Annotated in this window: 22 protein-coding genes; 7 read left to right on the top strand and 15 right to left on the bottom strand. The window is 42.6% G+C overall.

What is annotated here, in order from left to right; genetic code table 11:
* The first annotated feature begins 177 nt into the window (after positions 1-177).
* The 5 genes from C505_RS0117650 to C505_RS0117630 are packed head-to-tail and all read left to right on the top strand — an operon-like array spanning position 178 to position 6,152.
* Positions 178-2,478 (top strand): efflux RND transporter permease subunit, encoded by a 2,301-nt coding sequence (locus C505_RS0117650; RefSeq protein WP_018693962.1) that lies wholly within the window; start codon positions 178-180, stop codon positions 2,476-2,478.
* Positions 2,465-3,277, top strand: a complete 813-nt coding sequence (locus tag C505_RS0117645) for an outer membrane lipoprotein-sorting protein (protein WP_018693961.1) — start codon at positions 2,465-2,467, stop codon at positions 3,275-3,277. Before C505_RS0117650 ends, C505_RS0117645 begins: the two co-directional genes overlap by 14 nt.
* Positions 3,278-3,286: 9 nt before the next feature.
* Positions 3,287-4,471, top strand: coding sequence for a hypothetical protein (locus C505_RS22845; RefSeq protein ID WP_040440249.1), 1,185 nt, complete (start codon positions 3,287-3,289; stop codon positions 4,469-4,471).
* A 17-nt stretch (positions 4,472-4,488) separates the two neighbouring features.
* Entirely contained in the window at positions 4,489-5,298 is an 810-nt protein-coding gene (locus C505_RS0117635) for a PhzF family phenazine biosynthesis protein (RefSeq protein WP_026318066.1), read from the top strand.
* A 14-nt stretch (positions 5,299-5,312) separates the two neighbouring features.
* Positions 5,313-6,152 carry a phytanoyl-CoA dioxygenase family protein gene (locus tag C505_RS0117630; protein ID WP_018693958.1) on the top strand — a complete coding sequence of 280 codons (840 nt, stop codon included), beginning with the start codon at positions 5,313-5,315 and terminating at the stop codon, positions 6,150-6,152.
* An 11-nt stretch (positions 6,153-6,163) separates the two neighbouring features.
* Here C505_RS0117630 and C505_RS0117625 read toward each other — a convergent pair whose 3' ends face one another.
* Positions 6,164-6,499 (bottom strand): hypothetical protein, encoded by a 336-nt coding sequence (locus C505_RS0117625; RefSeq protein ID WP_018693957.1) that lies wholly within the window; start codon positions 6,497-6,499, stop codon positions 6,164-6,166.
* Positions 6,500-6,685: 186 nt separating this feature from the next.
* On the opposite strand from C505_RS0117625, the gene C505_RS0117620 reads away from it, so the two are divergent.
* Positions 6,686-8,524 carry a M1 family metallopeptidase gene (locus tag C505_RS0117620; RefSeq protein WP_026318065.1) on the top strand — a complete coding sequence of 613 codons (1,839 nt, stop codon included), beginning with the start codon at positions 6,686-6,688 and terminating at the stop codon, positions 8,522-8,524.
* Positions 8,525-8,550: 26 nt separating this feature from the next.
* Here the strand turns inward: C505_RS0117620 and C505_RS0117615 are convergent, their stop codons facing one another.
* From C505_RS0117615 to C505_RS0117600, 4 genes are all read right to left on the bottom strand, one after another.
* Positions 8,551-8,907, bottom strand: a complete 357-nt coding sequence (locus C505_RS0117615; RefSeq protein ID WP_018693955.1) for a hypothetical protein — start codon at positions 8,905-8,907, stop codon at positions 8,551-8,553.
* A complete protein-coding gene (locus C505_RS0117610; RefSeq protein ID WP_157369183.1) occupies positions 8,882-9,328 on the bottom strand; it encodes a hypothetical protein in 447 nt (148 codons plus the stop codon). The genes C505_RS0117615 and C505_RS0117610 overlap by 26 nt, the downstream gene beginning before the upstream one ends.
* A gap of 113 nt (positions 9,329-9,441) precedes the next feature.
* Positions 9,442-9,972, bottom strand: coding sequence for a hypothetical protein (locus C505_RS0117605; RefSeq protein WP_018693953.1), 531 nt, complete (start codon positions 9,970-9,972; stop codon positions 9,442-9,444).
* A 45-nt stretch (positions 9,973-10,017) separates the two neighbouring features.
* Positions 10,018-10,410: a hypothetical protein gene (locus tag C505_RS0117600; protein WP_018693952.1), complete on the bottom strand. Its 393-nt coding sequence runs from the start codon at positions 10,408-10,410 to the stop codon at positions 10,018-10,020.
* A gap of 338 nt (positions 10,411-10,748) precedes the next feature.
* Here C505_RS0117600 and C505_RS0117595 point away from each other — a divergent pair, with 338 nt between their 5' ends.
* Entirely contained in the window at positions 10,749-11,936 is a 1,188-nt protein-coding gene (locus C505_RS0117595) for a putative manganese transporter (protein ID WP_245556375.1), read from the top strand.
* Positions 11,937-11,976: 40 nt separating this feature from the next.
* On the opposite strand, the gene C505_RS0117590 is transcribed toward C505_RS0117595, so the two are convergent.
* From C505_RS0117590 to asnB, 10 genes are all read right to left on the bottom strand, one after another.
* The gene (locus C505_RS0117590; RefSeq protein WP_169337066.1) at positions 11,977-13,107 is read right to left on the bottom strand and encodes a thioredoxin domain-containing protein; all 1,131 of its coding nucleotides are present in this window, start codon (positions 13,105-13,107) and stop codon (positions 11,977-11,979) included.
* 103 nt (positions 13,108-13,210) lie between these two features.
* Positions 13,211-14,233, bottom strand: coding sequence for an SGNH/GDSL hydrolase family protein (locus tag C505_RS0117585; RefSeq protein WP_018693949.1), 1,023 nt, complete (start codon positions 14,231-14,233; stop codon positions 13,211-13,213).
* Between the two features lie 365 nt (positions 14,234-14,598).
* Complete coding sequence (glmS, locus tag C505_RS0117575) at positions 14,599-16,431, bottom strand: glutamine--fructose-6-phosphate transaminase (isomerizing) (protein WP_018693947.1); 1,833 nt, start codon at positions 16,429-16,431, stop codon at positions 14,599-14,601.
* Between the two features lie 4 nt (positions 16,432-16,435).
* The gene (glmU, locus tag C505_RS0117570; protein WP_018693946.1) at positions 16,436-17,809 is read right to left on the bottom strand and encodes a bifunctional UDP-N-acetylglucosamine diphosphorylase/glucosamine-1-phosphate N-acetyltransferase GlmU; all 1,374 of its coding nucleotides are present in this window, start codon (positions 17,807-17,809) and stop codon (positions 16,436-16,438) included.
* Between the two features lie 165 nt (positions 17,810-17,974).
* Positions 17,975-19,903, bottom strand: coding sequence for a polysaccharide biosynthesis protein (locus C505_RS0117565; RefSeq protein ID WP_018693945.1), 1,929 nt, complete (start codon positions 19,901-19,903; stop codon positions 17,975-17,977).
* Between the two features lie 200 nt (positions 19,904-20,103).
* Positions 20,104-21,117: an MraY family glycosyltransferase gene (locus C505_RS0117560; protein ID WP_018693944.1), complete on the bottom strand. Its 1,014-nt coding sequence runs from the start codon at positions 21,115-21,117 to the stop codon at positions 20,104-20,106.
* Positions 21,114-22,103 (bottom strand): NAD-dependent epimerase/dehydratase family protein, encoded by a 990-nt coding sequence (locus C505_RS0117555; RefSeq protein ID WP_018693943.1) that lies wholly within the window; start codon positions 22,101-22,103, stop codon positions 21,114-21,116. The genes C505_RS0117560 and C505_RS0117555 overlap by 4 nt, the downstream gene beginning before the upstream one ends.
* Entirely contained in the window at positions 22,100-23,290 is a 1,191-nt protein-coding gene (locus C505_RS0117550; RefSeq protein ID WP_018693942.1) for a glycosyltransferase family 4 protein, read from the bottom strand. The genes C505_RS0117555 and C505_RS0117550 overlap by 4 nt, the downstream gene beginning before the upstream one ends.
* A gap of 48 nt (positions 23,291-23,338) precedes the next feature.
* Complete coding sequence (locus tag C505_RS0117545) at positions 23,339-24,949, bottom strand: heparinase II/III family protein (protein WP_040440253.1); 1,611 nt, start codon at positions 24,947-24,949, stop codon at positions 23,339-23,341.
* Complete coding sequence (asnB, locus tag C505_RS0117540) at positions 24,946-26,796, bottom strand: asparagine synthase (glutamine-hydrolyzing) (protein WP_018693940.1); 1,851 nt, start codon at positions 26,794-26,796, stop codon at positions 24,946-24,948. Before asnB ends, C505_RS0117545 begins: the two co-directional genes overlap by 4 nt.
* Between the last annotated feature and the right edge of the window lie 25 nt (positions 26,797-26,821).

The raw sequence follows: 26,821 nt of genomic DNA, 5'->3' as shown, positions 1-26,821 counted from the left end.
AAGTTTCCATTTTCTTCTCATTTCGGTTCCTAAATCTCTTCCATTCGTTATTTTTTTGTGAGTAGAATAATGCTCTCTTCAATGTAATTTCATGAAAGAAAAATGCTTTTAGTCCTTTTGGGTGAATACGACCAACTCACCTCTGTGTTAGAAATGATTCGGTGACAGGGCCATAGAATGAAAAAAATCTGGTTGGATATTGTACTAAACAGACCTTGGTTCATCCTTTTTATCTCTGTTTTATTCACTTTTTTAGCAGGATATGGCTCAAGCCAACTCTACTTTCGTGGGGACTATAAAGTCTTCTTTGAGGATGATTACCCACAACGCATTGAATACGAAGATATGCAACGTATCTTCAATAAAAATGAAAATATCACCATTGCCATTGCCCCAAAAGAAGGCGATGTTTTTACGCCAGCAAGACTCAAGCTAATCCAAGATCTTACCGAGGCCAGCTGGCAAACACCCTACTCATCTCGGGTCGACTCCATTACCAATTTCCAACACACCGAAGCAGATGGAGATGACTTAATTGTCGAAGACCTTTTCTTGGAAGATGTTGAACTCACCCCCCAAAAAATTGAGCAGATCAGGAACATTGCGACCACTGAACCGAACCTGCTCGGCCGCCTCATCTCTGGAGATGGACGCGTTTCCATCATCAATATCACGGTCAACCTACCCGACGACGACAAAACCGAGCAAGTTTACGAAATCACAGAGTTTGTTCGAAATCTCACCGCGTCGGTACAGCAGAACAATCCCGATATTCAGTTTTTTCATTCTGGGATCGTGCTCATGAATTACAGTTTTGCAGCAGAAGCACAAAAGGACTCTCAGACACTCGTACCACTGATGGGTTTGGTTATCTTAATCATGCTCTTGATATTACTCCGTTCAATCGGTGGAACGATAGCAACACTCATCGTGATCGTTGTATCTATCGTCTCTACGATGGGAATATCCGGTTGGATGGGATATTTCATGAGTACAGCGACTGTCAATGTACCCACCATTATCATGACGCTTGCCGTTGCTGACTGTGTACATGTGATTGCCACAATGAACTTCGCCTTAAGGCAGGGAAAATCTAAGCGTGAATCCATTCTTTATAGTATGCAGCTAAATTTAATGCCGATCTGGATCACTTCGATAACCACAGCCATTGGATTTATGACGCTCAACTTCTCAGATGTTCCTGTGATCAGAGATTTAGGCAATCTAACTGCGCTGGGTGTCATGATCGCCTGCATCTTATCGATGACGATGCTCCCTGCTCTGCTCATACTCATGCCAATAAAAACAGCGAAAGCCAGACAAACAAATGGGACGATGGAAAAATTTGCACAGTGGGTCATTCGAAAACATAAGCCTCTGCTGGTTGTGAATATTTTCATCATCGCCTTATGTTCAGGGTTTATCGTGCTCAATCAAGTCAACGATGAGGCGACCAAATACTTTGCCAAAACAACCGAGTTCAGACAGGCTGTTGATTTTTTGCAAGAAAATATCAGTGGTATGTCTACGGTTGATTTTGCAATGACAACACCTGTGCCTGGTGGGATTAACGATCCCCAATTCATCAAAACTCTCGAATCTTTCTCAAGTTGGCTCAGAGAACAACCCGAAGTCGATCATGTTGCAACGCTCAGTGATACTTTTAAGCGATTGAACATGAACATGCATGCAGATAACCCCGATCATTATACAATCCCACAAGAGCGCGAGCTTGCAGCGCAGTATTTGCTGCTTTACGAAATGTCCCTTCCTTATGGTCTGGATTTAAACAATCAGCTCAACATCGATAAATCTTCAACAAAAATTGTCGTGACATTAAAAAACCTTGGGTCAAATGAGTTTATCGCTTTTGAATACAGAGCAAAGCAGTGGTTTGAAAAACAAAAAACCAGTTACATGCTTACAGCAGCAAGCCCCTCTCTCATGTTTGCTCATGTGGGGCAGACCAATATGCAAAGTATGCTGAAAAGTTTACCGCTGGCATTAATATTGATTTCTGGCCTTCTGGTATTTGCACTGAAAAGCCTACGGATGGGACTCATTAGTTTGATCCCAAATATTGTTCCAGCAACCATTGGTTTTGGTGTTTGGGGATTGATCAGCGGAGAAATCAACTTGGGCCTCGCCGTCGTAGCAGGAATGAGCCTTGGGATCATTGTCGATGATACCGTCCATTTCCTGTCAAAGTATAAGCATGCCAGAGATGAAGAAGGCTTATGTGCTGAAGAAGCAGTTCATTACGCATTCTCAAGTGTAGGTCGCGCATTATGGATCACAACACTTGTTCTTTCCTCAGGATTTATTGTTCTGGCGATGTCTGCATTTCGATTAAATTCAGATATGGGTCTGTTGACTGGCATGATCCTCGTGATCGCACTCCTGATTGATTTCTTATTCTTACCAGCGTTTTTGATCATTTTTGATAATAAGAAGGTGGCCACACATGCAGCGATTTAAACTGAATAATCTCAAGCGGATCCCTCTTTTCGCTTTCTTTTGTTGCACACTTCTCACCCCTGCGATTGCGAGCGCAATGGATCCCGCAGATAAAGGGAAAAGTATCGCAATTGAACGAAAAAATCGTGATCAAGGATGGGGAGATTCCATCGCGGAAATGAGCATGATCCTGCACAATGCACAGGGGCAGCAAAGTAAACGATTGATGCAACTGAAAACATTGGAAGTAAAGGATGACGGAGATAAAGGGTTGACTATTTTCGATCAGCCTAGAGATGTCAAAGGCACAGCTTTTCTTAATTTTTCACATGCGATGCGTCCAGATGAACAATGGTTGTATCTTCCTGCATTGAAGCGTGTGAAACGTATTTCTTCAAGGAATAAGTCAGGCCCGTTTATGGGTAGCGAGTTTGCCTATGAAGATTTAAGCTCATTTGAAATTGAAAAATACACTTATCAATACCTAAAAGATGAAGTCGTGAATGGACAAGCTTGTTTTGTTGTCGAACAAAAGCCGACTGATAAATATTCCGGATATACCAGATTAGTTGCTTGGGTTGATCAAAAAGAATATCGCCCACAAAAAATTGAATACTATGATCGCAAAGGCGCACTACTTAAAACGCTGACATTTCAAAAGTATCAACAATATCTAGACCAATATTGGCGTGCGGATCTGTTACTGATGCAAAACCACATTACCAAAAAGCGCACTGAGCTGATTACCCATTCTCTGAAATTTAAGACCGGACTTTCAGAAAAAGATTTTAACAAAGCAACACTGAAACGGGCTCGTTAAGGTTTATCTGTGGCAAGATTTTTAACACTCATCTATTTTGTGCTGACACCAATCTGCGTGTCAGCTATTGAAGTAACCGGTTTAATGTCCTTTGAGGAACGGTATTTCTACCAAAATCCGACATTTCCAGAACAACCCTCGCATCAGCCTTCCATTGTGCTGGAGCCTGAGTTTTATTTCAGCTGGCAAGATGAAACACACAGCCTGACATTCAAACCTTTTTATCGATTAGATTTTCAAGATGACAATCGCAGCCATGGGGATATTCGTGAACTCATGTGGCTCAATGTACAAGGAGACTTAGAATGGCGTGTGGGTATCAGTAAAGTCTTTTGGGGAACGACTGAATCACAGCATCTTGTTGATGTGATCAATCAAACGGACATTGTAGAAGGCATTGATGGAGAAGATAAACTTGGGCAACCCATGCTACATACCACATATACCAGCGACCACGGTATGTTTGAAATGTATCTGATGCCCTATTTCAGAAAACGAACCTTTGTTGGTCGCGAAGGACGATTACGCTTTCCAATTCTCATTGATGAACAACTCACGAAGTATGAGAGTGCAGCAGAACAACACCACCTTGATTTCGCATTTCGATGGAGCCACTCTATTGAAGATTGGGAAGTCGGCATATCCTTCTTTGATGGCACTCAACGAGAGCCGTTTTTCATGCCAGCTGGCACCCCAACAGCACCAAAACTTCGCCCCTTTTATCCGCAAATGCGGCAGTATGGTCTTGAACTGCAGTACATCTATGAAGCATGGTTATGGAAGCTTGAAGGGATACACCGTAGAAACCTGCGTGAAACATTCACAGCCACCACAATTGGTTTTGAATATACGCATATCGGCATTATGGACAGTATTTATGATTTAGGCTGGATTGCAGAACATCAATGGGATGAACGTGGAAAATCTGCCTCTTCCGTTGGGCAAAATGATTTGTTTTTAGGGTTAAGACTGAGCTTGAATGATGCTGACAGCTCTGAAGTACTGTTTGGGATGAGTCAAGATTTAAATTTTTCAGACAGCCGTTCAGCCAAGCTAGAAGCGACCACTCGTCTAACCGAACACATGAAATTAGAAATCGAAGCTTGGATTTTCCAGGCAAAGACCCAAGATGATCTTTTATATTTTGCAAGAAATGATGATTTCTTGCAGTTGAATCTTCACTATTACTTTTAATGTACAAGGATAGGATCATGCAGTTAAAGTTTTATCAGATAGACGCATTTACAAGTCATTTATTTCATGGCAACCCAGCCGGTGTCATCCCTCTTGAAAACTGGCTTCCTGACTCACTCATGCAAAAGATCGCGAGTGAAAACAATCTCTCAGAAACCGCTTTTTTTGTACACGAAGAAGAGCATTATCACATCCGTTGGTTCACTCCAGAAGCTGAAGTCAACCTCTGTGGACATGCAACCCTTGCGACTGCTTTTGTACTTCATCAAAAGCTAGGTGTCACGGAAACAACGCTCAAATTTATGAGCAAAAGTGGTCCTCTCTATGTCGATATTCTAGAAAGTGGCTATGCGCTGAATTTCCCCGCAAATACCCTTCAGAAAATTGATGTCCCCGAACATGCTTGTGAAGCATTGGGCGCAGAACCAGTTGAATGCTATGTTGCAGATGATCTTGTTTGTGTCTTTTCTACAGAAGCAGAAATTGCTTCTCTGACTCCGGATTTTTTAAAATTCAAAGGACTACCTTATCGCGGTATTGTCGCGACTGCACCTGGAATGCAGGTTGATTTTGTGAGTCGCTGGTTCGGACCTGAGCTATCTGTCCCTGAAGATCCAGTCACAGGTAGTGCACATTGCAGCCTCATGCCAATTTGGGCTGAAAAGCTCGGAAAGCAATCATGTCACGCTCGTCAGATTTCTCAGCGCAGTGGTGATCTTGACTGCACATTGGATGGTGACCGCGTCAAAATCATCGGTCAAGCGGTTGCTTTTATGGAAGGCGTGATCACTTTGCCTACTTCTGAGATCACACTTCAACATGCTTAAGAAGAGACGCGTTTATGTTGGATAAGCACCAAATACAACATTTTCATCAGCAAGGCTTTCTCGTTTTACCTGAGCTTTTCCATTCACAACAGCTGGAAAGCTTAAAGGCAGCAGCCCAAGAAGTTATTGCCGATTTTAATATTGATCATCATAAAACGATCTTCACAACGAAAGATAACGATCGTGGTCGCGATCAATATTTTATGGATTCAGCGCAGCGGGTTCATTGCTTTTTAGAAGCGGAAGCTTTGGATGAAGATGGAAATCTGCTTAAGCCAAAACATTTATGCATCAATAAAATTGGGCATGCAATGCATGATCTGATCCCTGCTTTTCGTGAGTTTTGCTCGCAGCCAGTTTTTGGAAATATTTTACGAGATATTGGTTACCAACAGCCAATACTCAAGCAAACCATGTATATATTCAAGCAACCTGGTATTGGAGAAGAGGTTTGTTGGCACCAAGACGCGACTTATCTCATCGATTCACCCAGCCGTATTATTGGCCTTTGGGTTGCTTTGGAGGATGCGACACCTGAGAATGGTTGTCTCTGGGTGCAACCAGAAGGCCATCAAACACCGCTTCGTCGCCGATTTGAAGTGGATCATGAAACAGGACATGGTGAGCATACAACGCTCAATGAAATGACTTGGCCAACTCTGGAACAAGCACAGGCTGTTCCAGTCAAGGCAGGAAGCCTTGTATTATTCGATGGTCATATGCCTCACTTTAGCAGTTCCAATCGCTCAGCGTGTTCAAGGCAGGCATTTACAATGCATGTGACGGAACAGCACTCAACTTGGTCAGTAAATAACTGGTTACAACGTCCAACATTAGGGGACTTTTTATTGTGATCGACTGGGTACTACTGAGCAGCTAGATAATCATCAATTAAATGCGCGAGGACTTCCTGTAAGTCCTCTTCCAAGCCATCGAGATCATGCTCAAATCGACTTAAATATTTATTCGCTTGAATACGATTCAGTTTCTTTCCATTCATTTCATATTCAATTTCTGGCAAGTTTTTATCAAATCTTGGCACAATATTGAGTGCCATAAAACGACAATATTTGGACTGAAAATTCTTGTTTGCATATGCACAAAATGCCTCGATAGTTTCGACACCATTTGGCCCCAAACAGCCAGGCTCCAAACGATACAATACTGCAAGCTGATGATGTGATGATATTTTCTGGTTCATAGAAATATTTCAGTTAATCTTCTCGGATGCATAGACATCAACATACCCTTGTTATTTAGCCTAGGCTGAAATTCAATTATGTCTAAATTCCTCTGCGACCAATCTCTCTTTCGTGCGTTTAAGTCTGTTGTTTGTCTACAAACAGCGCTGTAGTATCCATAAAATTCCTAAAAATACGAGTATGCTATGAGAATCATTTTCACGCTGATAACCTTCCTGATGGTTGGCACATCAAATGCTACAAATAGCAGAGATCCCCACTCCTTTGCTGTACTTGATCAGGTGAGTACTCAACATTTATATCTCGACCTATCCGTCGATTTTCAAAAGAAAACATTGGCAGGATTTGCTGAGCATCGCCTCGTGTGGCACAACCCAAAAGCACAAAGCCTGATTCTGGATACGAAGCAACTCTCCATTAAAAAAATCCTGTATCAAGGCCAGAATAAAAGCTGGTATCGCACAACATACCATCTTGGTGCCTCCGACCCAGTTTTTGGGCAAAAGCTCACGATTTCATTACCAAAACAACCTGAGCGTGTTCGTATTTATTACCAAACATCTCCAGAAGCAACGGGTTTGCAGTGGCTCACACCTGCACAAACAGCAGGAAAGAAATACCCTTTTTTATTCAGCCAGTCGCAAGCAATCCATGGTCGCAGTTGGATCCCCATCCAAGACACGCCTGGGATGCGCCTGACCTATACTGCACGCATTCATACTCCAGCAGACTTACGTGCAGTCATGAGTGCAGATAACACTCAAAATGCGGAAAAAGATGGGGACTATATGTTCCATATGCCCCAACCGATTCCTCCCTATCTCATTGCAATAGGTGTTGGTAATCTTCATTTTAAAGCAATGAGTCAGCAGACTGGCATCTATGCTGAAAAAGAAACACTCGCTGCAGCAGTTGCGGAATTTTCCGATACACAAATCATGATCGATGAAGCGGAAACACTCTACGGTCCATATGCCTGGGGGAGATATGATCTACTTATTTTACCACCTAGTTTTCCCTTTGGTGGTATGGAAAACCCACGCCTGTCATTCATTACACCAACCGTCATTGCAGGGGATAAAAGCTTAGTTAATCTTATCGCACACGAGCTGGCACACTCTTGGTCAGGAAACTTAGTCACCAATGCAACATGGGCTGATCTATGGCTCAACGAAGGATTCACTTCTTACGTTGAGAATCGCATTATGGAAGCTGTATTTGGACCAGCACGTGCACAAATGGAGCTGGCACTCGTTTCTGACTGGGTTCGAAAAAGCATCCAAGATATTCCTTTAGAAAAAACGTCATTGAAAGTAAACACGCAAAATAAGGATCCTGATGACAGTTTTGGTGCCATTCCTTATGGCAAGGGACAGCTATTCCTCACTTATTTAGAACAGCAATTTGGAAGAAAAACATTCGATATATTTCTTAAAAATTATTTTCAAACCTATCAATTTCAAACAATGACGAGTGAACATTTCACTCAATATATTCAGACTCAGTTACTCGATAAGTACCCTGGCCGAATGACAGAAAAAGAACTTCATGAATGGGTATATGGCCAAGGACTTCCTGAAACAACACCGGATGTCACATCACCTGCATTTACGAAAGTACAGGAACAGATCGATCACTGGGTAGCGCAAAAGATCACAACGTCTCAGATAAAAAGTAACCACTGGAGTGTTCATGAATGGCTGTACTTTATTGAAAACCTGCCAGAAACACTGACTTTAGAGCAAGTGAAACAGCTTGATAATCGATATCAGTTCACGACCACACAAAATGCAGAAATTGCCTGGGCATGGTTTTCAAGAACCATACCGTTACAATACACGCAGGCGAATACATCTCTGGCGACATATATGCAACGTATTGGTCGTATGCGATTTATTGTGCCTTTATACAAATTACTGAATCAATACGGGCAACGAGAACTAGCTCTTGAAATCTATCGAAAGTCGCGCCTTGGCTATCATCCTATTGCTCAGCATGGCTTGGATCGTGTTTTAAAAATCTAACCTGAAAGGGTGTGATACTTCACACCCTATAACAATCCGACTTTCTTGGCTTTTTCCAACGCAATTTTGCGTCGAAGAAGCCACTCCTGCTCTTTCCTTGTCAAATTATCGTCTAAACAACCTGGCATCGATCGACTGGCTTCCAGTGCTTTTGACTCTAGAAGAATTTTTGCAACAATACGCCCAACGATAAAAGCCCTAACTTCCACATAAGGTCCATCATAAATAGACGAAGCACATTCCGGAGGCTTAGATATACCTTCTTCTTTTTTACTATGGCGGGTATCCAAATAAAATAGAACCAGTACAGGAATAACCCCAAGACTTGTCAGCAATAAAAAAGGAGTAGCGAAGGGATCAATGAGAAACTGAATGTAGTTCATATGCACGCTCCCGATAACCAAGCAATAATAAATATAGGCTCAACACACAAAGTATAAGATGGCAAAGAAGCATCCAAACGGCATATAGTGTCGTCATCGATTGAAACTGTATTCCCCAATGAAGTAAGCCTTGCATACTGCCAACAGCAAATAACTTAGTCCCTGCAATGGTCAACAGATACCAGTCGTATCGAATTAATGTATAAATTCTTTGCCAATAACGAAACATGACCATTAATGTAAATAGAAAAAAAACGAGTGTAAGATGACTCAAAAAATATAATGAATAAAGCCCTTCAACACCTTTGATTCCGTCATCTAGATGCATAGAAAAGAGCGAATAGATGACCAGTGCAAGTAATGTTGGAAAAGAGCATCTCTGACGACCGACGACAAATGCATGTATATACAAACAAATCATACACAAGATGACGCCTCCATATGCACTCAATATGTAAAGCGCATCAAGCCAGGAGTTTGGCGAATGATAATCAAATACAAAGTTATACAGACTCATGATAGTTAGTGCATTTTTTATATTTCATGATAAACGGCTGCTCCTTGGCTCATTTCTTTACGATTCGTGACACCGCCACAAACAACAAATATTGCAGCCAGCATTAAAAGAATATTCATGACATAGACGAGAAAATTATACATTGGGAGTAAGGAAGTAAAATACCGTTCGAGATAAATGGAATTCACGTGGAGGATCAAAACTAAGCTAATGGACAACCACTGCAAACCATAAAACAAACCATCAAACCAAGTGTGTATTTGGCGTTTCTGTAACGCTTTAAAAAAGTACAGGCTGGAGATAGCCATCAATCCGGTCAAAATCGCAGCCATATCATAAAAAACCATACTCCCTTGCACCATGAGAAATAGCGCCTCCTGCAAAGATGTAAAAACATAATTGCATGCAACTGCTGCAAGGCAGGGAATATATTTGGCCTGATCAGAGGGAGAGAAAAAAGCAAAAGCTACCCAAAGTAAAATGACACTGATCACTGTATACAGGCTTTGACCTACAATGGTCGTAAAACCAATAAATGTCGCATCCAAGTCATGTCCCCTCAGATATTGTTCGCTACCATTTCTTTTGCTGAGCTAATGAAGATCAACATCTAAATCGTCAATGATGCCATATTCCTTTGCGGCTTTCAGTACTGCATCTCTTTGTTCTTGAAGCGCATTGGATTTATGCAGGGCATCATATCCGGACAAAACTTCACACAACATCAATAGTAACTCTTGCTGTGCAAGCGATTTCGACTGCCTTTCCACCTGTGGTAAAAGTTTTTCCTGTAAGTGGTCCGCACTAAAAGATAGAACGCAATCATTTTCTCGACTTCTTTCTTGCTGAGTGCTTTTGTGCTGACAACGATGTTGCCTGGCTTGAATTTGACGAAAATGGAAGCGCATGACGGCAATTACACTCACAAGCCCAACACCAATGAGCATGAGGCGAATTTCACGGATATGCTGAATGATGTAATCCATGTATGCGTATTCTTCATACTTTCGTAGCAGATCTGTTCTACGTCGCTACGATTAAGATTTCAGGGTATACCATCAAACCACAGGTCAAACTCATTTGTCCAGAAATCTTATTGAAAATCAATTTAATGCACAAATAATCCAACACAATTTCATTTTCAATACATGGCGAATGAATCATTATTTTTGATACTAGAGTTGTATGATCGCAATACGTAATCGATAAAATTGAACAAGTTGATAGATCTATTTTCCGTAAATTCGATGCTCTTACCATTCTAATGATAATAATTATCATTTATATTTGTTGGTAATGAATTTTAATTAAGCGGTGATACCGAATGAATTTTAAAATGCTTCGACAACAGACGTTCCCAATGCCTGATTTTGGGCGTTTTATTCAATTCCGATATCGTCGGTTTTTTCTTCCAGCATTTGTGTTCTGTTTACTGGTTTGGCCAGAAACACGAGAAATGACAACACATGTCCTTGCGGATGCTTTTCTGCAAGTCTCTGCATTTGTTGCTGCAACACTTGCCTTTTATTATGGCTTAAAAAGTTTTTTCCCACAGCAGCTCGCCGGTGAATGGATATCCAAACGCCCATGGGTTGAGCTTTGTTATGCTGCACTCCTCGGTGCCTTACCGGGTTGTGGTGGTGCCATCATCATTGTCACACAATACACGAAACGTCAGGTCAGCTTTGGTGCCGTCGTTGCTGTATTAACTGCAACAATGGGTGATGCAGCTTTTGTACTGCTTGCACAAGAGCCGATTTCAGGATTACAGATCATCGCAATGGGCATGGTTGTCGGTGTACTCTCTGGTGCTGTCGTCAATCGCATTCATGATCGTCACTACCTTGCACCAGAGTATCAAGCACAAGCAACTTGTGATGAAGATTCTACGCCAAGTCTGATGAATAAAGCTGCAAGCCTATTTTGGATGTTTGCTTTTTTCCCTGCACTCACACTGGCTGTGTACGGCGCCTTCCAGATTGACCCTGAAGTATTATTGGGACTGTCTCAAAATACAGTGACTCTTTTTGGTGCCACTTCTGCAATGATTGTTTTAGTCATTTGGGCCCTCTCTTCAACGGGTACGAATTATCAAGAAGTAACATCTGAAGATCCTGCAACGCAAGATATGAAGTGGATCAACAAAGTTGCCAGTGATACAAACTTTGTCACAGCTTGGGTCATTGCTGCATTTCTATTATTTGAACTTTCTGTCTTGTGGTTCAACCTTGACCTGGGTTCAATGTTTCAATCCTACGGCCCATTCATGCCCCTATTTGGATTACTAATAGGCTTACTACCTGGGTGTGGCCCTCAAATTCTGGTCACAGGCATGTATCTACAGGGTGTTGTTCCATTTTCAGCTCAGATATCGAACTCAATCAGCAATGACGGTGACGCACTCTTCCCAGCAATCGCGCTTGCACCAAAGGCGGCAATGGTTGCAACCCTGTACTCTGCTATTCCCGCCTTTATTTGTGGTTATGGCTATTACTTCCTATTTGAAATGTAATGAAATCAAGGCAGGGTTTCCTGCCTTGCACTTCATTCAGTTATTGGATTTTGAAATCATACTTCACTGGTAACCCTTGCCGCATCAGCTCAAGTGACACATTGCTTTCCATCTCCAATACTGACCAAAGCGGGTTATGCTCCTCATGCACCCATTGTCCGTTCACACGCAGCACAACATCATCGCTTTTCAGGCCGAGTTCCTGAAAAAAAGGTGTTGCTTCAACATTTTTCAACTTTAACAATCGAACACCTTCGATTTGATGGGTTGCCGCCACAAATTGAGATGCCAGTTCAACTTGATGCACTAATTGTGTTGAAAGCCAACGCCGAGAAATTGGCCGTTGATTGGAGCCTATCAGCGGTTGTTTGGCTTGCTCTTTGTATACAACAGCGTCTCTTCTTTGCATCTCTTCATGCTGTATATTTTGTTTGAGCAATTCGGAGTCGATATACCCAGCATAATTTTCCACTTGTTGTGGACCTTTGATATAAAGTCCGTTAATAAATACAACAGGTACATTACCTAATCCAAGATTCTGCGCAAGTTTTATATCCTTCATCACTTCAGGCTCAAATTTTTTCTTTTGCATACAAGATTGGAAAGATTTGATCTCAAGATTGAGCTGTCTTGCAATGCTTAATATTCGCAGTTGATCCATCTGTGAAAACTGTGCAAATAATGCGTGTTGAAAATCCTGTAATTTACCTTGTGAATGCGCACACCGAGCGGCAATTGCAACAAGCTTTCCATGGCGATGAAAAGGCATCGGTCGATCATAAAACACAAATCGAAGTAACGACCCAAATCGTTCTTTTAATGAGGATAAGACAGGTTGAAGTCTGGCACATGGCGCGGAAACATAACTACAAAAAATAGACAGATGTACCGGCGCAGATTTGTTACCAATTGCGGGTTGTCTTCGTGAAGGTAGCTGTATCCTGGGAGGTTGTGGTGGCTTGAGTAGAATTTGAATATTGCTTTTTTTCCTTTCCTCCAACAGACGTGCTAATGCTGCGTACCTCATTTCATAAGCCTGCCAATCAAGATCATAGAGCTTTAACGTGAGTGGTAAGTCAAGCTCTGATAGATAAATCGCTTCGTTCCCAGCCAGCGCCACCTTTCGATCAATATTTGGTTTTGATTGAGCCAACAATAAAGGAACAAACATGCATTGAATACCTAACAAAAAAAGATAATTCACGATTCTCATCTGGTTTTCCTTATCAGTCGCTCTTTCTCACAATTTTGTCAGAAAGAGCTTTCCAAAGCGCCTAGTGTGGATTCGCATGCCACATAAAGTCAGCAATGATGTTTTGCGTATTTAGATTTGGATGAAAACAGTCACCACCATTAATATGTTCTCCACCAAATGAGAAAGTCCCACCTGAGGGAGTCTGTTCATCAACATATTCAGCAATCACTTCAACACCCGTAGGATTCAAGCCATTCGAATTTTCGTTGTAAGCACGTGCTTCTTCAACCAAGATCTCGTTATAGCGCTGCTGCATTTCTGCGATAGCCTGATGGCGATAGGTCAGTGACTCACCATTGAGAGGCGTGGACTGGGTTACTATTCGACAAACATTAAATGTCTGCCATATAGACTCGCAGTTCACACGATGATTATCCGCTTGTTTATCTAACCCTGCCTGGCGGATATCTTGTACACGTGGGACACTTCCTAAAAGAATGCTGGCCCCCTGAGGTAAATGCGAAACTAAAGTGTTTAAGCCATTTCTCAAAGCATCTCGCCATTCATCTTCTGTATAAAGCGGATCATCACAATGGGCGGGGTCGATACAATCACGACTACATAAATCATTCCCACCAAACAAGACTTCAACATGATTTGGTTTTAGACTTTGCGATACAATCATCATTGCCTGTGCTGCAAAGCTTGGCTCCTCTCCATCTTCACGTATTCCCGTCAGTTCTGCACCTGTCGTGGCTGCACCTCGATAAGCAGTAATCGAACTGTCTTGTGATTTAAAGCGGTCATGAATACTGTTTACACGCTGACTTTCGCCATCAAACCATGAATGGTGAGGCTGATCAGCTTTTAAGAGACACAGTAAATCCAACCATGATGTATTCGCCTCGCAGTTTGCGCCAAATGCTTTCGTGAGACTATCACCAGCGACAGCCGTATGCTGTATATTGATCATTGTGGGTACTTCTGGGAGGGTTATCGGGGTGGAAAAAGCGTATTGAGAGAGTGTAAGCAGTGGGAATGCAATCCCAATTTTCTTGAATCTACTCCAGTTGACTTCCTGTTGTTTTCGTAAGTTATTCATCGGATCACCCTTCGGTGTATCAGGGAATATTTATTTCATGCCATGAGAAATATTCCCTTCTTATTATTAGATATCCTGATTCACTTTCATGAAAAAACAAAAAACTCATGAATTTCCATGAGGTTATTATGGTATAGACAAGTTTTTTTGCAATATCCGATGCTTGTGGCACACGAACTCAAACTGGTCGTCGTCACTCAGGTTATAAGCGGTTATCGCCATGAACAATTTGGGCCGAAACATCAAAATACCATTTGTAACATGACTATTTATTCGATAGCGGAAACTTTCATAAAATAATGATGAGAAAATGAGGAAGAGAATTTTATTCCTCTCCCACATCAATGCATTTATTCAGCTTTTACCTACTCCACCGTCACTGACTTCGCTAAGTTACGTGGCTGATCGACATCTGTTCCTTTGATGATAGCGACGTAGTAAGACAGGAGTTGAAGTGGGATTGTGTAAACAATTGGGGCTATGATGTCATCTGTGTTGGGGACATCAATGACGCGCATTGTTTCATCTGACTCAAACTGGGCGTGCTTGTCTGCAAACACATACAAGATTCCGCCTCTCGCGCGGACTTCTTCTACGTTTGATTTTAGTTTTTCCAACAACTCGTTGTTTGGCGCAACGACGATGATTGGCATATCTGCATCAATGAGTGCTAATGGGCCATGTTTTAATTCACCAGCCGCATATGCTTCTGCGTGGATATACGAGATCTCTTTAAGCTTCAACGCACCTTCCATTGCTATCGGGTATTGTTCTCCGCGCCCAAGAAACAGGCTATGCTGTTTATCTGCAAATTCTTCTGCCAGTTTTTCGATTTCGTCACTCAGTGCCAATGATTCTTCGATTTTGCTTGGTAAGCTATGAAGTGCATTTGTGATTTGCTTGATGACATTCGCCGCAATCCCTTTGCTTTGGCCAAGTGCAGCCACCAACATCAATAAACCAACCAACTGGGTTGTGAATGCTTTGGTCGAAGCAACACCAATTTCCGCACCGGCTTTGGTCATAAAGCAGAGATCAGATTCGCGAACCAAGGAAGAATTCGGAACATTACATATCGCCAAAGACGTCATATAACCTTGCGACTTCGCCAAGCGCAGTGCTGCAAGCGTATCCGCTGTTTCTCCGGATTGAGAAATCGTGACAAACAATGCATTTTTATGGACAAAGGATTTGCGATAACGGATCTCTGATGCAATCTCAACACTACAAGACACATTCGCATACTGCTCCAACCAATACCTCGCAACAAGACCAGAATGATAGCTGGTTCCACAAGCAACAATCTGCACATGCTCTACTTTTTTCAATAGCGCTGACGCATCTTCACCAAATACACTATCAACAATCGTAAGCTCTAAGATACGGTCTTGTAACGTATTGCGGATTGCTGTTGGCTGTTCGTGAATCTCTTTGAGCATATGATGGCGATATTCACCTTTGCCATCGCTTTCATGGCTGATATCAGACTCAAACTGGTCACGCTCAACTTCTTTTCCAGTTGGATCAAAAACACGTACTTGTTCACGCGTTAACTCTGCAATATCGCCTTCTTCCAAATACTGGAAGCGGTTTGTCACTGGTTGAAGAGAGAATTGATCTGATGCAACGAAGTTTTCACCAATTCCCAATCCAATGACTAATGGACTGCCTGAACGGGCGACAATTAAACGCTCTGGGTTATTCACTTCATAGACAACAGTACCATAAGCACCATGAAGTTTCTTCACTGTTGTTTGAACTGCCTTGAGTAGGTCACCCGTTTGTTTCAGATCTTCATGTATTTGATGCAACATGACTTCCGTATCAGTATCCGAAGTGAAGGTATATCCTTTGCTTTCAAGTAATTGGCGAAGCTCCGCATGGTTTTCAATAATACCATTATGAACAATCACAAGCTTCCCTTCAGAAACATGTGGATGTGCATTTTGCTCTGTCACCCCACCATGCGTTGCCCAACGTGTGTGTGCAATCCCGGTAGCACCCGATAAATCTTGTCCCTGGCAAGCATCTCTGAGTTCAGCAACATTTCCGACTTTGCGGATCCGGTTTAACTCACCTTTTTTATCAACCACAGCAATGCCTGCTGAGTCATATCCGCGATACTCAAGGCGTCTCAAACCCTCAAGCAAAATATCTTTTACATCTCTTTGTGCTACCGCACCAACAATGCCACACATATGCTTATCCTTTTTTCTTCACTGGTCTTTGCCAATTTTGTATATGGCGCTGTTTTCCACGCGCAATCACAAGCTCTTCATCACCAACCGATTTTGTTACTGTTGACCCAGCGCCAACCGTTGCATTTTTACCGATAGATACAGGGGCAACTAAAGAGGAATTTGAACCAATAAATGCGCCTGCTTCAATAACTGTTTTGGATTTATTCGCACCGTCATAATTGCATGTAATTGTGCCAGCCCCAATATTGACCTTCTCGCCGACTTCAGCGTCACCAATATAAGCTAGATGGTTCGCTTTTGCGCCGGTGCCGAGTGTGGACTTCTTCACTTCAACAAAGTTCCCGACTTTGGCTTTATCCTGTAAGGTCGTCTCAGGCCTTAAGCGTGCGTATGGGCCAATTTGGCAATATTGATGAACTATCGAGCTATCGATCATCGAAAATGGGTGAATTTCGGTCCCCTCTCCAATTTCACAATCCTTCAAAATACAGTTCGCACCAATTTTGACATGATCACCAAGGTGAACACGTCCTTCCAAGATCACATTCACATCAATCTCAACATCTTGTCCAATCGTGACTTCACCACGAATGTCTACCCGTTGGGGGTCGCGGACAGAAGCACCATTGCTCATGAGCTCTTGTACTAATCGACGTTGGTAGTCCTGCTCCAGTTGGGCCAATTGAATTTTGTCATTTGCCCCCATAATCTCACACACCTGATGGGGTTCTGAAGTTTGGATGTTGCAACCTTCTTGTACTGCCATTGCAACGATATCCGTCAAGTAATATTCTTTTTGGGCATTTTCTGCCCTTAGTTCTGAGAGCCAATTGAGAAGCTTCTTTCCTTGAACCAACATAACACCCGTGTTGATTTCTTGTATAGCAAGGACTTCTTGTGAAGCATCTTTTTGTTCGACGATTGCCTGAACATCGCCATTTTGGCGCACAATTCTCCCATAACCTGTGGGGTCGGCGAACGTGGCCGTCATTAAAGCAAATTCGTTGTTTTTCTGGTATGCAGTAAAGAGCGCTGTCAGGCTGTCCTGTGTCACTAAAGGAACATCTCCATAAAGGATCAAGACATTCTCTTCCGGTTGAATCAATGGCATTGCTTGTTGAACCGCGTGTCCAGTTCCCAGCTGTTCTTCTTGGTGAATCCATTGTAAATCCGGGTATTGTGGCTGCAATTGTTCTATTAATTGTTCACCACCATGACCATACACAACATGAATTTTATCGGCTTTCAAAGAAATTGCCGTGTCGATAACGTGTTGGATCATGGGTTTATGCGCAACAGCATGAAGCACCTTGGGTAAAGAAGACTTCATACGCGTCCCTTTCCCAGCAGCAAGTATAATGACGGATAAACTCATTCAAAAACCTAATATTTAGTTGCAAAGAATGTGTATGCTAGTCGTGAAATGAATGAAAATTTCAAAAAGCAGCTAGCGCACCACCCATCCTCAAAATTGAATTCAGTGGTGCATTTTAACCGTGTCAATACTGACAATCAAAATCTCTTTAGCCTGTACCTAGCGTTATGGCACCCTTTTCTTCTTCTGACTCAGTTGCAGCACTTGCGAAGAGTTATTTTTCTGGTTCCAAACGAGGTCGCGAATTGTTCCCATCGGTGTATATCCAGCAGGTGCATCTTGAAGAATTTGTTGGATCCTGGAAATGTTAAAATGTTCACACGCATCTTCGAGTCTTCTCAAGAGAAAGCTGACTTGAGACCAGCTCATGCATGCTTCTTTTGCCGTCAGGATCCGTGGATGTTCTGTTCCACTGACTTTTTCACCAATGAGCAGTTCTTCAAACAATTTTTCCCCCGGGCGCAAGCCTGTATATTTGATTTCGATATCACCATGGGGATTATCATCACTTTTCACTTCTAACCCCATCAGGTTGACCATTCGCTTCGCCAGATCCGAGATTTTTACGGGTTCTCCCATATCTAATACAAATACATCCCCACCTTTACCCATTGCGCCTGCTTGGATCACCAATTGGGATGCTTCTGGAATTGTCATAAAATAACGGATAATCTCTGGGTGAGTGACCGTCACAGGGCCACCCTTACGAATTTGCTCACGAAATAATGGCACTACGGAACCAGATGAGCCCAATACATTTCCAAAACGAACCATACTGAAACGTGTTTCTGTTTGCCTCAACGCTAAAGCTTGCAAAACTAATTCAGAGACTCGTTTCGTGGCACCCATAATGTTTGTTGGCCTGACGGCTTTATCTGTTGAAATCAGTACGAACGTATCAACACCTGAATTAATGGCCGCCTCTGCTGTGTTCCAGGTTCCAAAAACGTTATTTTTCACTCCCTCGATAATATTGTATTCCACCATGGGCACATGTTTATACGCTGCTGCATGATAGACCGTATTCACATGGTAAGAGCGCATCACTGATTCAACTCTTTCCTGAATTTGTACAGAGCCAAGGATTGGCACAATTTCAACAGCGGTCCTGAGTGCAGCCAATTCTTGTTCAATTTCATAGAGAGAATATTCATTCAACTCATATAAAATCAACATTCTCGGCTGTTGATGAATAATGTTCCGACATAGCTCTGACCCAATCGATCCACCAGCACCTGTGACCATCACAACTTTGTGGTGGATATTGGCTTGCATTAAGTCAGAACGAGGCTCCACTGCATCACGGCCTAGCAGCTCTTCAATCTTAATATTTTGAATTTCATCAATTTTCATTTTGCCATTGATAATGTCAGAAAACCCGGGGATCGTCTGAATCGGCAAACTAAACCTTTCTAACTCCTCGATAATCTTCTTTCTTCTTGAACGGGGAACACTTGGAATAGCAAGCAATATTTTGGACACTTTATCTGACTTTAAAACACAAGGGATTGAATCCAGTGCATAGACAGGCAATCCTACAATGGTCGTATTCTGCAAGGAGATATCATCATCAATAAATGCATGAGGAAAGTACTCATCACCATTATTCAATGCTAATGCAAGCTGACGACCAGCTGAACCAGCACCATAAATGAGCACAGGCTCTTTTTGCCTTCTGAGTTGCTTTTGGAAAATTGACCGCATGAGGATCCGTATACCACCAATGGTCAATAGAGACACAAGGGTATAAGTGACCAATACTGAGAATGGGAGGGAGTAATCAGACCATTTTGCACAAAAAAACAAAAGCCCTGTCGATGAAAACACACCAATTACAACGACAAGTAGAGCCTGTTGGCCAAGGTAACGGACAACAGCACGATACAAACCTAACCGAATAAAAACAAAGAGTGTTCCAGGTAATGAAAGTAAAAAAACACTAAGCGCTGACAAGGATAATACCTGATTGATATCTCCGACATAAGTAAACAATGCAAAAACGTATGCGCATGTCAGAGAAACACAATCGATCACTAGCGAAATAAGGCGCTTGTGGACTCTTGGTAAAGATAACAGAGTCTCAATGAACGTCATAATAGCTCCTGAGTATTTGTATTGAATCAAGTACATCTGGAAATGTCCGTCAGCTGACCAACAACAAACCTCTAGAAACTAGACATTTTATCCGTTTGATTTATCAAATAAATATATTGAATATTTCATTGTAGCGTCCATTCAGCTAAAATGAGCCCGTTATTCCATGGTTCATACAGCAAATATATCACCTCCAGTGATCAATTCTCATCGCATCCAGCCCCCAAAAAATAAGCTAAGCATATCAACGGCGTATACGTTAGTATAACCGCGAATATTCCATCAATAACGCCAAGTGCAACGAAAATTGCAAATGGTGCTAGGAAGAATAAATTAATCGCCGCGACACAAGCAGTTACTTTTAAGTGGCTTCTGAAATAGCGGGACATGTTTTGATAAGCATGGCTACGATGCGCCTCGTAAAACTTCTGCCCCCGGATCACCCGGCGAAATAACGTCACCGTCGCATCAACAATAAAGACCCCCAAAAGGATCATCCACACCCAGAACATATCTGGATTGACTTGTGCACTAATCACCGCAAAAGCTGCCAGCACAAATCCAAGAAAGCCACTCCCCGCATCACCCATGAAGATCTTGGCAGGCGGAAAATTCCAAAACAAGAATCCAAGAACCGCGGCAGCCATGATCCAATTCACATAAGCAAGCTCGGGTGAGTCAATGATAAAGAACATGATTAAACCGGCTATCAGGTTTGCGGTAATCGCCTCTACACCTGCAATCCCATCAATCCCATCCATGAAGTTATAAAGATTCACGACCCAGGTCATTGCAAGTACAGCGAGTAAATTACCAGGTATACCGAGATCAATCTGATAACCCACAATCTCTAGAGGAGGCAGACCGCCGAGTGAGTACAACACGAATGAAGCAGCGATCATATGGACGCACAGCCGCCATCGTGCAGGAATATGCCCATGGTCATCCATCAACCCAATCAGCGCAACCATCATCCCTGCCGTCAATAACCCAATACTCCAGAAAAGACTCACGACCTGATTCGCCATCAGCCAAACAAGCACCGAGAGGAAGCATACGACAATTGCAACTCCACCACCTCTTGGTGTAGGTACATCATGTGAGCTTCGTTGGTTGGGGATATCCATCACATTGCGTTTGATGGCATACATTCGGAGAAAATAAGTCGCAACGAGCGAAAGAAACACGGTGAAAATGATAGGCGTGATCGTCATTTTTCAGTCAGCTCCGTGGTCAATAGATCATTTTTAGAATTCAGGTAATATTGGACAGTCTGTGCAATTGCGTGTTCTACTGAAATCACAGGATGCCATCCCAGTTCTGTCTTCGCTTTCTCACAACTCAGCTGTAGTGAACCAAACAAGCGCTCAGCCAACTGCGGCTTGAATAAACTCAGACAACCATGGATCAACCACACTGGTACGGGAATGATCCAGCCCTTCCCCCCCATCGCTTGCGAAATAAAATTGAGTAATTGTGCCGTTGACACATCAGCATCATCGCTAACCAAATACGTCTCATTGGCTGCTTTGGGATGTTTCATACAAATTGCGATAAAATCAACAAGGTTATCCAATGCAATCAGGCTTCTTCGATTATCAGCCAAGCCAAAAGGTAAAGGAAAGCCTCTTTCAACCCAGCGCATCATGGTCAAGAAATTTGCTTTCACACCAGGGCCATAAACTAAAGGCGGACGAATAATCACAACCTCCATGTCTGTTTCCTGACTGATGTTCTTGAGCGATTCTTCAGCTTCACATTTGGATCGACTATAAGCGTCCATTGGAGAAAGAGGGTCCGTTTCTTGGTATTGTCGAGAGAAAGGGGTTTCCTCTCCATGGACTTTGATGCTGCTCAAAAAAACAAATCGCTTCACACCTGCTTTTGCAGCAGCTGCTGCTAATGCGGCTGTCCCCGCTGTATTTACTTCATAATATGCATGATATGGGTCACGATAATGTTCGTTCATCACATGCACACGTGCCGCAGTATGAACAACAACATCACAGCGAGCCAATTCTTCGTCCCACCCTTCAGATTCCGCAAATGAATGAAATTCGAATGGATGATGTTTGTGATGCATCGACCGTTGTAACTCCCTTGTAGGGGTATAAACAACATCAACTGTGTTATCCATTAAACAGTGCTGAAATAGGCGCTCGCCAACAAAGCCCGTTTTACCTGTCAAGAAAACATTCATGATAGTTCTTCCTTTGCCGGACAAATTGCAATTATGGAACGCGCCATTGCTGTGGTGATAGTCTGGCGATTAAACTGTTGGATAAACTGTCTTCGCTCGGTTCTTTGCAGATCTAATCTCTGCAGCGCCTGCTTGGCATCTTCCGGCTGACAGGGTGAAAATAACTGAGCATTCTCGACATACCGCTCGATGAAAGTCGCTGCATATCCTGAAACACCCGCCAAAATCGGTTTTTCCATCGCTGCGTATTCAAAGATTTTAGACGGAAGTACTTTTTGAAAAGCGGCATGATCATTCAAATGAAGAAACAACACATCCGCTTGTTGGTAGTGGGCCACGAGTTCATCTTGCTTCACAGGAGGAAGTAATGTGACGTTTTGAATATTCAACTTAGCGAGCGCCTCTTTCAGCTGAACAACACGCCCACCATCTCCGATAATCACAATCTCAAACTGCTCTCTGATCAACTGTGCTAGCTGTGGAATAATCCGGTGAAGCCCCTGCCCTTCACCAATATTTCCAGCATAAAGAAGTTTCTTTTTTGCGGAAGGTGATACTGCTTCCTGAATATCTTGACGCCGAAGAAATGTCGCATCAATTCCATTTGTAAATACATCATATTGACGATGCTGGAAATACTGGTTGAAGTAAGTGCGAAACCCTTCAGAAACTAAATTGATCCGTGTCGCTCGGCCAAAGGTGTAATGTTCAATCCCCCTTAAGAATGGGAAAAGGAGCCAAAATAACTTTCGATTGAGCACATCTTTTAAGGTATCTACAAAAATATCCCGAATATCCAAATACAAAGGAATTTTCTTTCTATCGGCGATTCTTGCGCCTAAAAAAGCGGTAAAAAGACGAGAGGAAGTCGCAAAAATCAAGTCGTATTCTCGTGGTTGCGTAATTTGCATCACTTTACGATAGAAGTGGTTAAATGCAATCACCTGATCGACCATGCCACTCTTATGTTTTGGTAATGATACACGCCATATGTTGATATTTTGACGCTTTTCAAATGCTTCAACCTGATGTGCAAATGACTGATAACGATTTGGCTGTGACGTCACGATATCGATTTCTGCATCCTTGGGAAGCTGTTCTTTCAGCTTGTTCACAAGCGCCGTTGCGCGAAATGAACCGGCACATAAATCTGGTTCATAATAAAAAGTCAGTACAAGAACCCGCATATAAAATCCCAATATTCATTCAACTATGAAGTACCGCTTGGAGTTCAATCACCAAGTAATCTGACTCATGACTTCATTCGCTTGAAAAGCCACAATCAACACCGAAGATTTCACAGATAAACCGAATTCCGGATGCCAATGTGATGCCTCAATGGAAACACTGGCATTCTTACAAGAGAATGTCAGGTGCTCGCCTGTTGGCAGCATTAAACGACATGTTTGATCATCCACCAGCTGGGGGGTGATTTCTGGGTGTAAGTGAAAATACGCTTTTGCATACTGAAATCGTCCCGAGAGCCGATCGATGAGTTGTATCTGATTTGAACGACACTGGAATGTGCGCTCATGTTGAACTTTCCCTGGTAAGGTTCGGTATCCATTGTGTGAAGCCGAGATATAAATGCATGCTTCACTCGACAAGAGATCCACATCAGAAGGATAAGCACGCCTAGCAACCCGAAATCCGCCCCAAACTTCTGAAGAATCCTTTCCATCCACCTCGACTGTATTATGTGCACAGGTCTTGCGCTGATTAAGACGCTCCTGACTGACACCGTAGACAGATGTGCCTGAATTCACAAATACACGTTGGTTACCAAAGGACCATTCAAAACTCAACGTATCTGCATGGGCATGCCCCGGAATATAGTCAGGCCCCACTTTTGCTGCATCAATCAACAGGGCATATTGCCGTTGATTCACTCGAATATAACCACTTTGTTTTAAATGATGAACTTGATAGCTTGACTTGGAAGCGACCATATTTAACTTTTGCGCATAAGCCACCAACGTTTGATAATTTGCTGCAACACCGATTGCCGAGTCATTAAAAAATGAAATTTCTCCATCGGGGTGGGTCATTACATCCATCCAAGTAAACATTTGTAACACCACAGACTTCCATTGCTCTAGTCGATGGATCATTTGTTTTTTGGGGTAAACATAGGTGAGATTGATCAAATCGAGCAAATCCGTCAGCATAATCGCATGATACATCGGGGACAACTCAAAGTTTCCCCCATCCGCAAGGACCTGCTCTGGGAGCTCATCATCTAAGATCCGCAGCCCCATTTTCAGCCACTTTTCAGCCATTGAGCCTGAAAAATAGCACCCCGCAAAGATGAGTGCTTTTGCATTCGAAAACAAGTGATTTCCGAGAAGGTGATATTCCAAAGTCTGCGTCAGAACATGAGCCTGCTTCGTTAAACTATCCAACCATGCTGACTCTGGTGAATGATGTTGAAACCACTTTATCCAATTCACAATACGCAGTGACAATGGGTAAGGTTCCCAACCGTCGTTTTTGAGCGGGGGATTATGTTTAATCCAATGATCGATGAGTTCGCGGTGTAATGCTTGCCGATTGGGATGATCCCAAGCATTTAAATCATCAAAATAATGCAGGTTATAACACCAAAGCTTGGACTTGTGAGGTTGATACCATTCGCTGGGAGAGCCTTGTTCATTTAAGAAACGGGCGGACGTCATCGAAAAAATCCGTTGTGGCACCAGAGGTAAATCAACCCACGCCTGTTGAGGCTCCGTCAGTGTTGCCGTCTCCTGCTGGTTTGGATTTACCCGGATCAGTTTCCGCTTGATCCGATCAATCACCTGAATTGGTTTAACGTATTTTAATGTATGATAATAATTCGCAATCAAACGGCTATCTCCTGCATCTTCACCCAACGGCAAAAATACAGCAGCTGCCACAGCTTGTAGGTATGGTTTGATTTTCCTGAGAAATGATCGTCTATCATTGATTCTACAATGCTTGTATCAATCAATTGATGCGTATGTTTCAGTTGTTTTTTTAATTCCTCCGACCCAAGCCGATGAATCAGGCCATCAAGGGGAGGGTTGAACCCAGTTTTAGGGCGCTCAACAAGCTCTTTGGGCAAGATCCTGCGTAGGAGTGACTTCAATGGATGCTTCGGCTGATTTCCCTTGAGTAGTTGACGACTTGGCATCTGATACCCATCCGCGATGACCGCTTCATCTAACAACGGAACCCTCAGCTCAATGCTGGCAAGCATGCTTGCCTTGTCCGAGACGAGTAAGTTATGAGAGAGAAAACCTTTCGCATCCATCCATTGCGCAACTTTGATTTTATCTTTTGTGTTCTTCACTGCTGAGCCTGGGATTTGCTTCAGCTTATGACACATGACTTCTTCCAATTCTTCAGCATCATGAAAAAGGTGATCCAATTCTTGTCGACTAAAATATCCAAGCATGCGGCTATAAGCCAAATACCAGTTTTTTTCATAACTATATGAGACCAATCGTTCAAATTTCTTATCGAGACTTCTTGGAAAAAGCTTGTTTTTTAAAAGAAACTTTAGAATAAACCGCAGTTTTCGCAATACACCATGATACTTCAACACAAGATAACGAGGATACCCCGCGAAAGCCTCATCCCCCCCCATCCCAGAGAGCATGACGCGATAACCACTGTCCCGTGCTGCTTTAGAAAGTTGGTATGTTGACCAAAAAGTGTAGTCGGAAATCAGCTCCTCGCTATAAAGAGTGACAAAATCGACACTTGCTAGTAATGCTTCACGGGATTTATCCTCGGAAGAAAGATCAGCAACCTTGAGCTGTTTCCCTAAGTGAGTCGCGATTTTTTGTGAGTACTGCAGATCAATATCGGAAACGGGATCGGATTCGTACCGGGCAAAAAACAGCTCAGGATCAGATGTTGCCTCGGCAAGCAGGCTTGAGTCGACACCACCACTAAAGAAAGTGCCCAATGGTACATCCGAGACTGTTTGACGCTTCACTGCTTCTTGTATCTTGGTTTCAAGCGGTTTTGGGTTTTGATAATGATCCAAAGCAGCATAAGGCGAAATTGATTGTTGTTTCTTTCTTAAATCAAACGTCAGCATATGACCTGGCATGAGCTTTTTCACACCTTGATACCCTGTATTTGGTTCATACAGAAACCCATGGGTGAAAAACTCAAAAATATCAGAGCGGTCGATTTTTAGATCAATGTCTGAGAATGGTTTTAGCCCCTTAATTTCTGAACTTCCAAATAAACCTTGTTCGGTTTCATACAAGTAAATTGGCTTAATCCCAACCATATCTCGTACAACAAATAATTGCTGCGTTCTCATGTCCAATAACACAAAGGCGTACATTCCTCGCAGTTGCGAAAAAGCCGCAGTCCCGTGGCATGCATACATTTGCAGGATCACTTCGGTATCTGTATTTGTCTGAAAACAAACACCTTGCTTTTCTAAATCTCGCCTCAGCTGCTTAAAGTTATAAATCTCACCGTTGTAACTGATACTCAACTTGCCTTCTAGCGCATGCATGGGCTGCGTTCCCGCAGGAGACAAGTCAATAATACTCAACCGATTATGTCCCAAGCCAACATGGTAGTCCCCCAATGTCGTAAAAAACGTCCCCGATGCATCCGGCCCTCGATGCTGAATATTCAGTAAACTCTCTTCTAATGCTGACTGTTGATGTTTATTTTGAATACAATAAAAACTTATTCCGCACATAGAAACTCACTTTTCATTTCGATTG

The sequence above is a fragment of the Algicola sagamiensis DSM 14643 genome, assembly GCF_000374485.1.
GTDB lineage: Bacteria > Pseudomonadota > Gammaproteobacteria > Enterobacterales > Alteromonadaceae > Algicola > Algicola sagamiensis.
The sequence above is the reverse complement of the archived record's forward strand: the minus strand, read 5'-3'. Positions and strand labels throughout refer to the sequence as shown.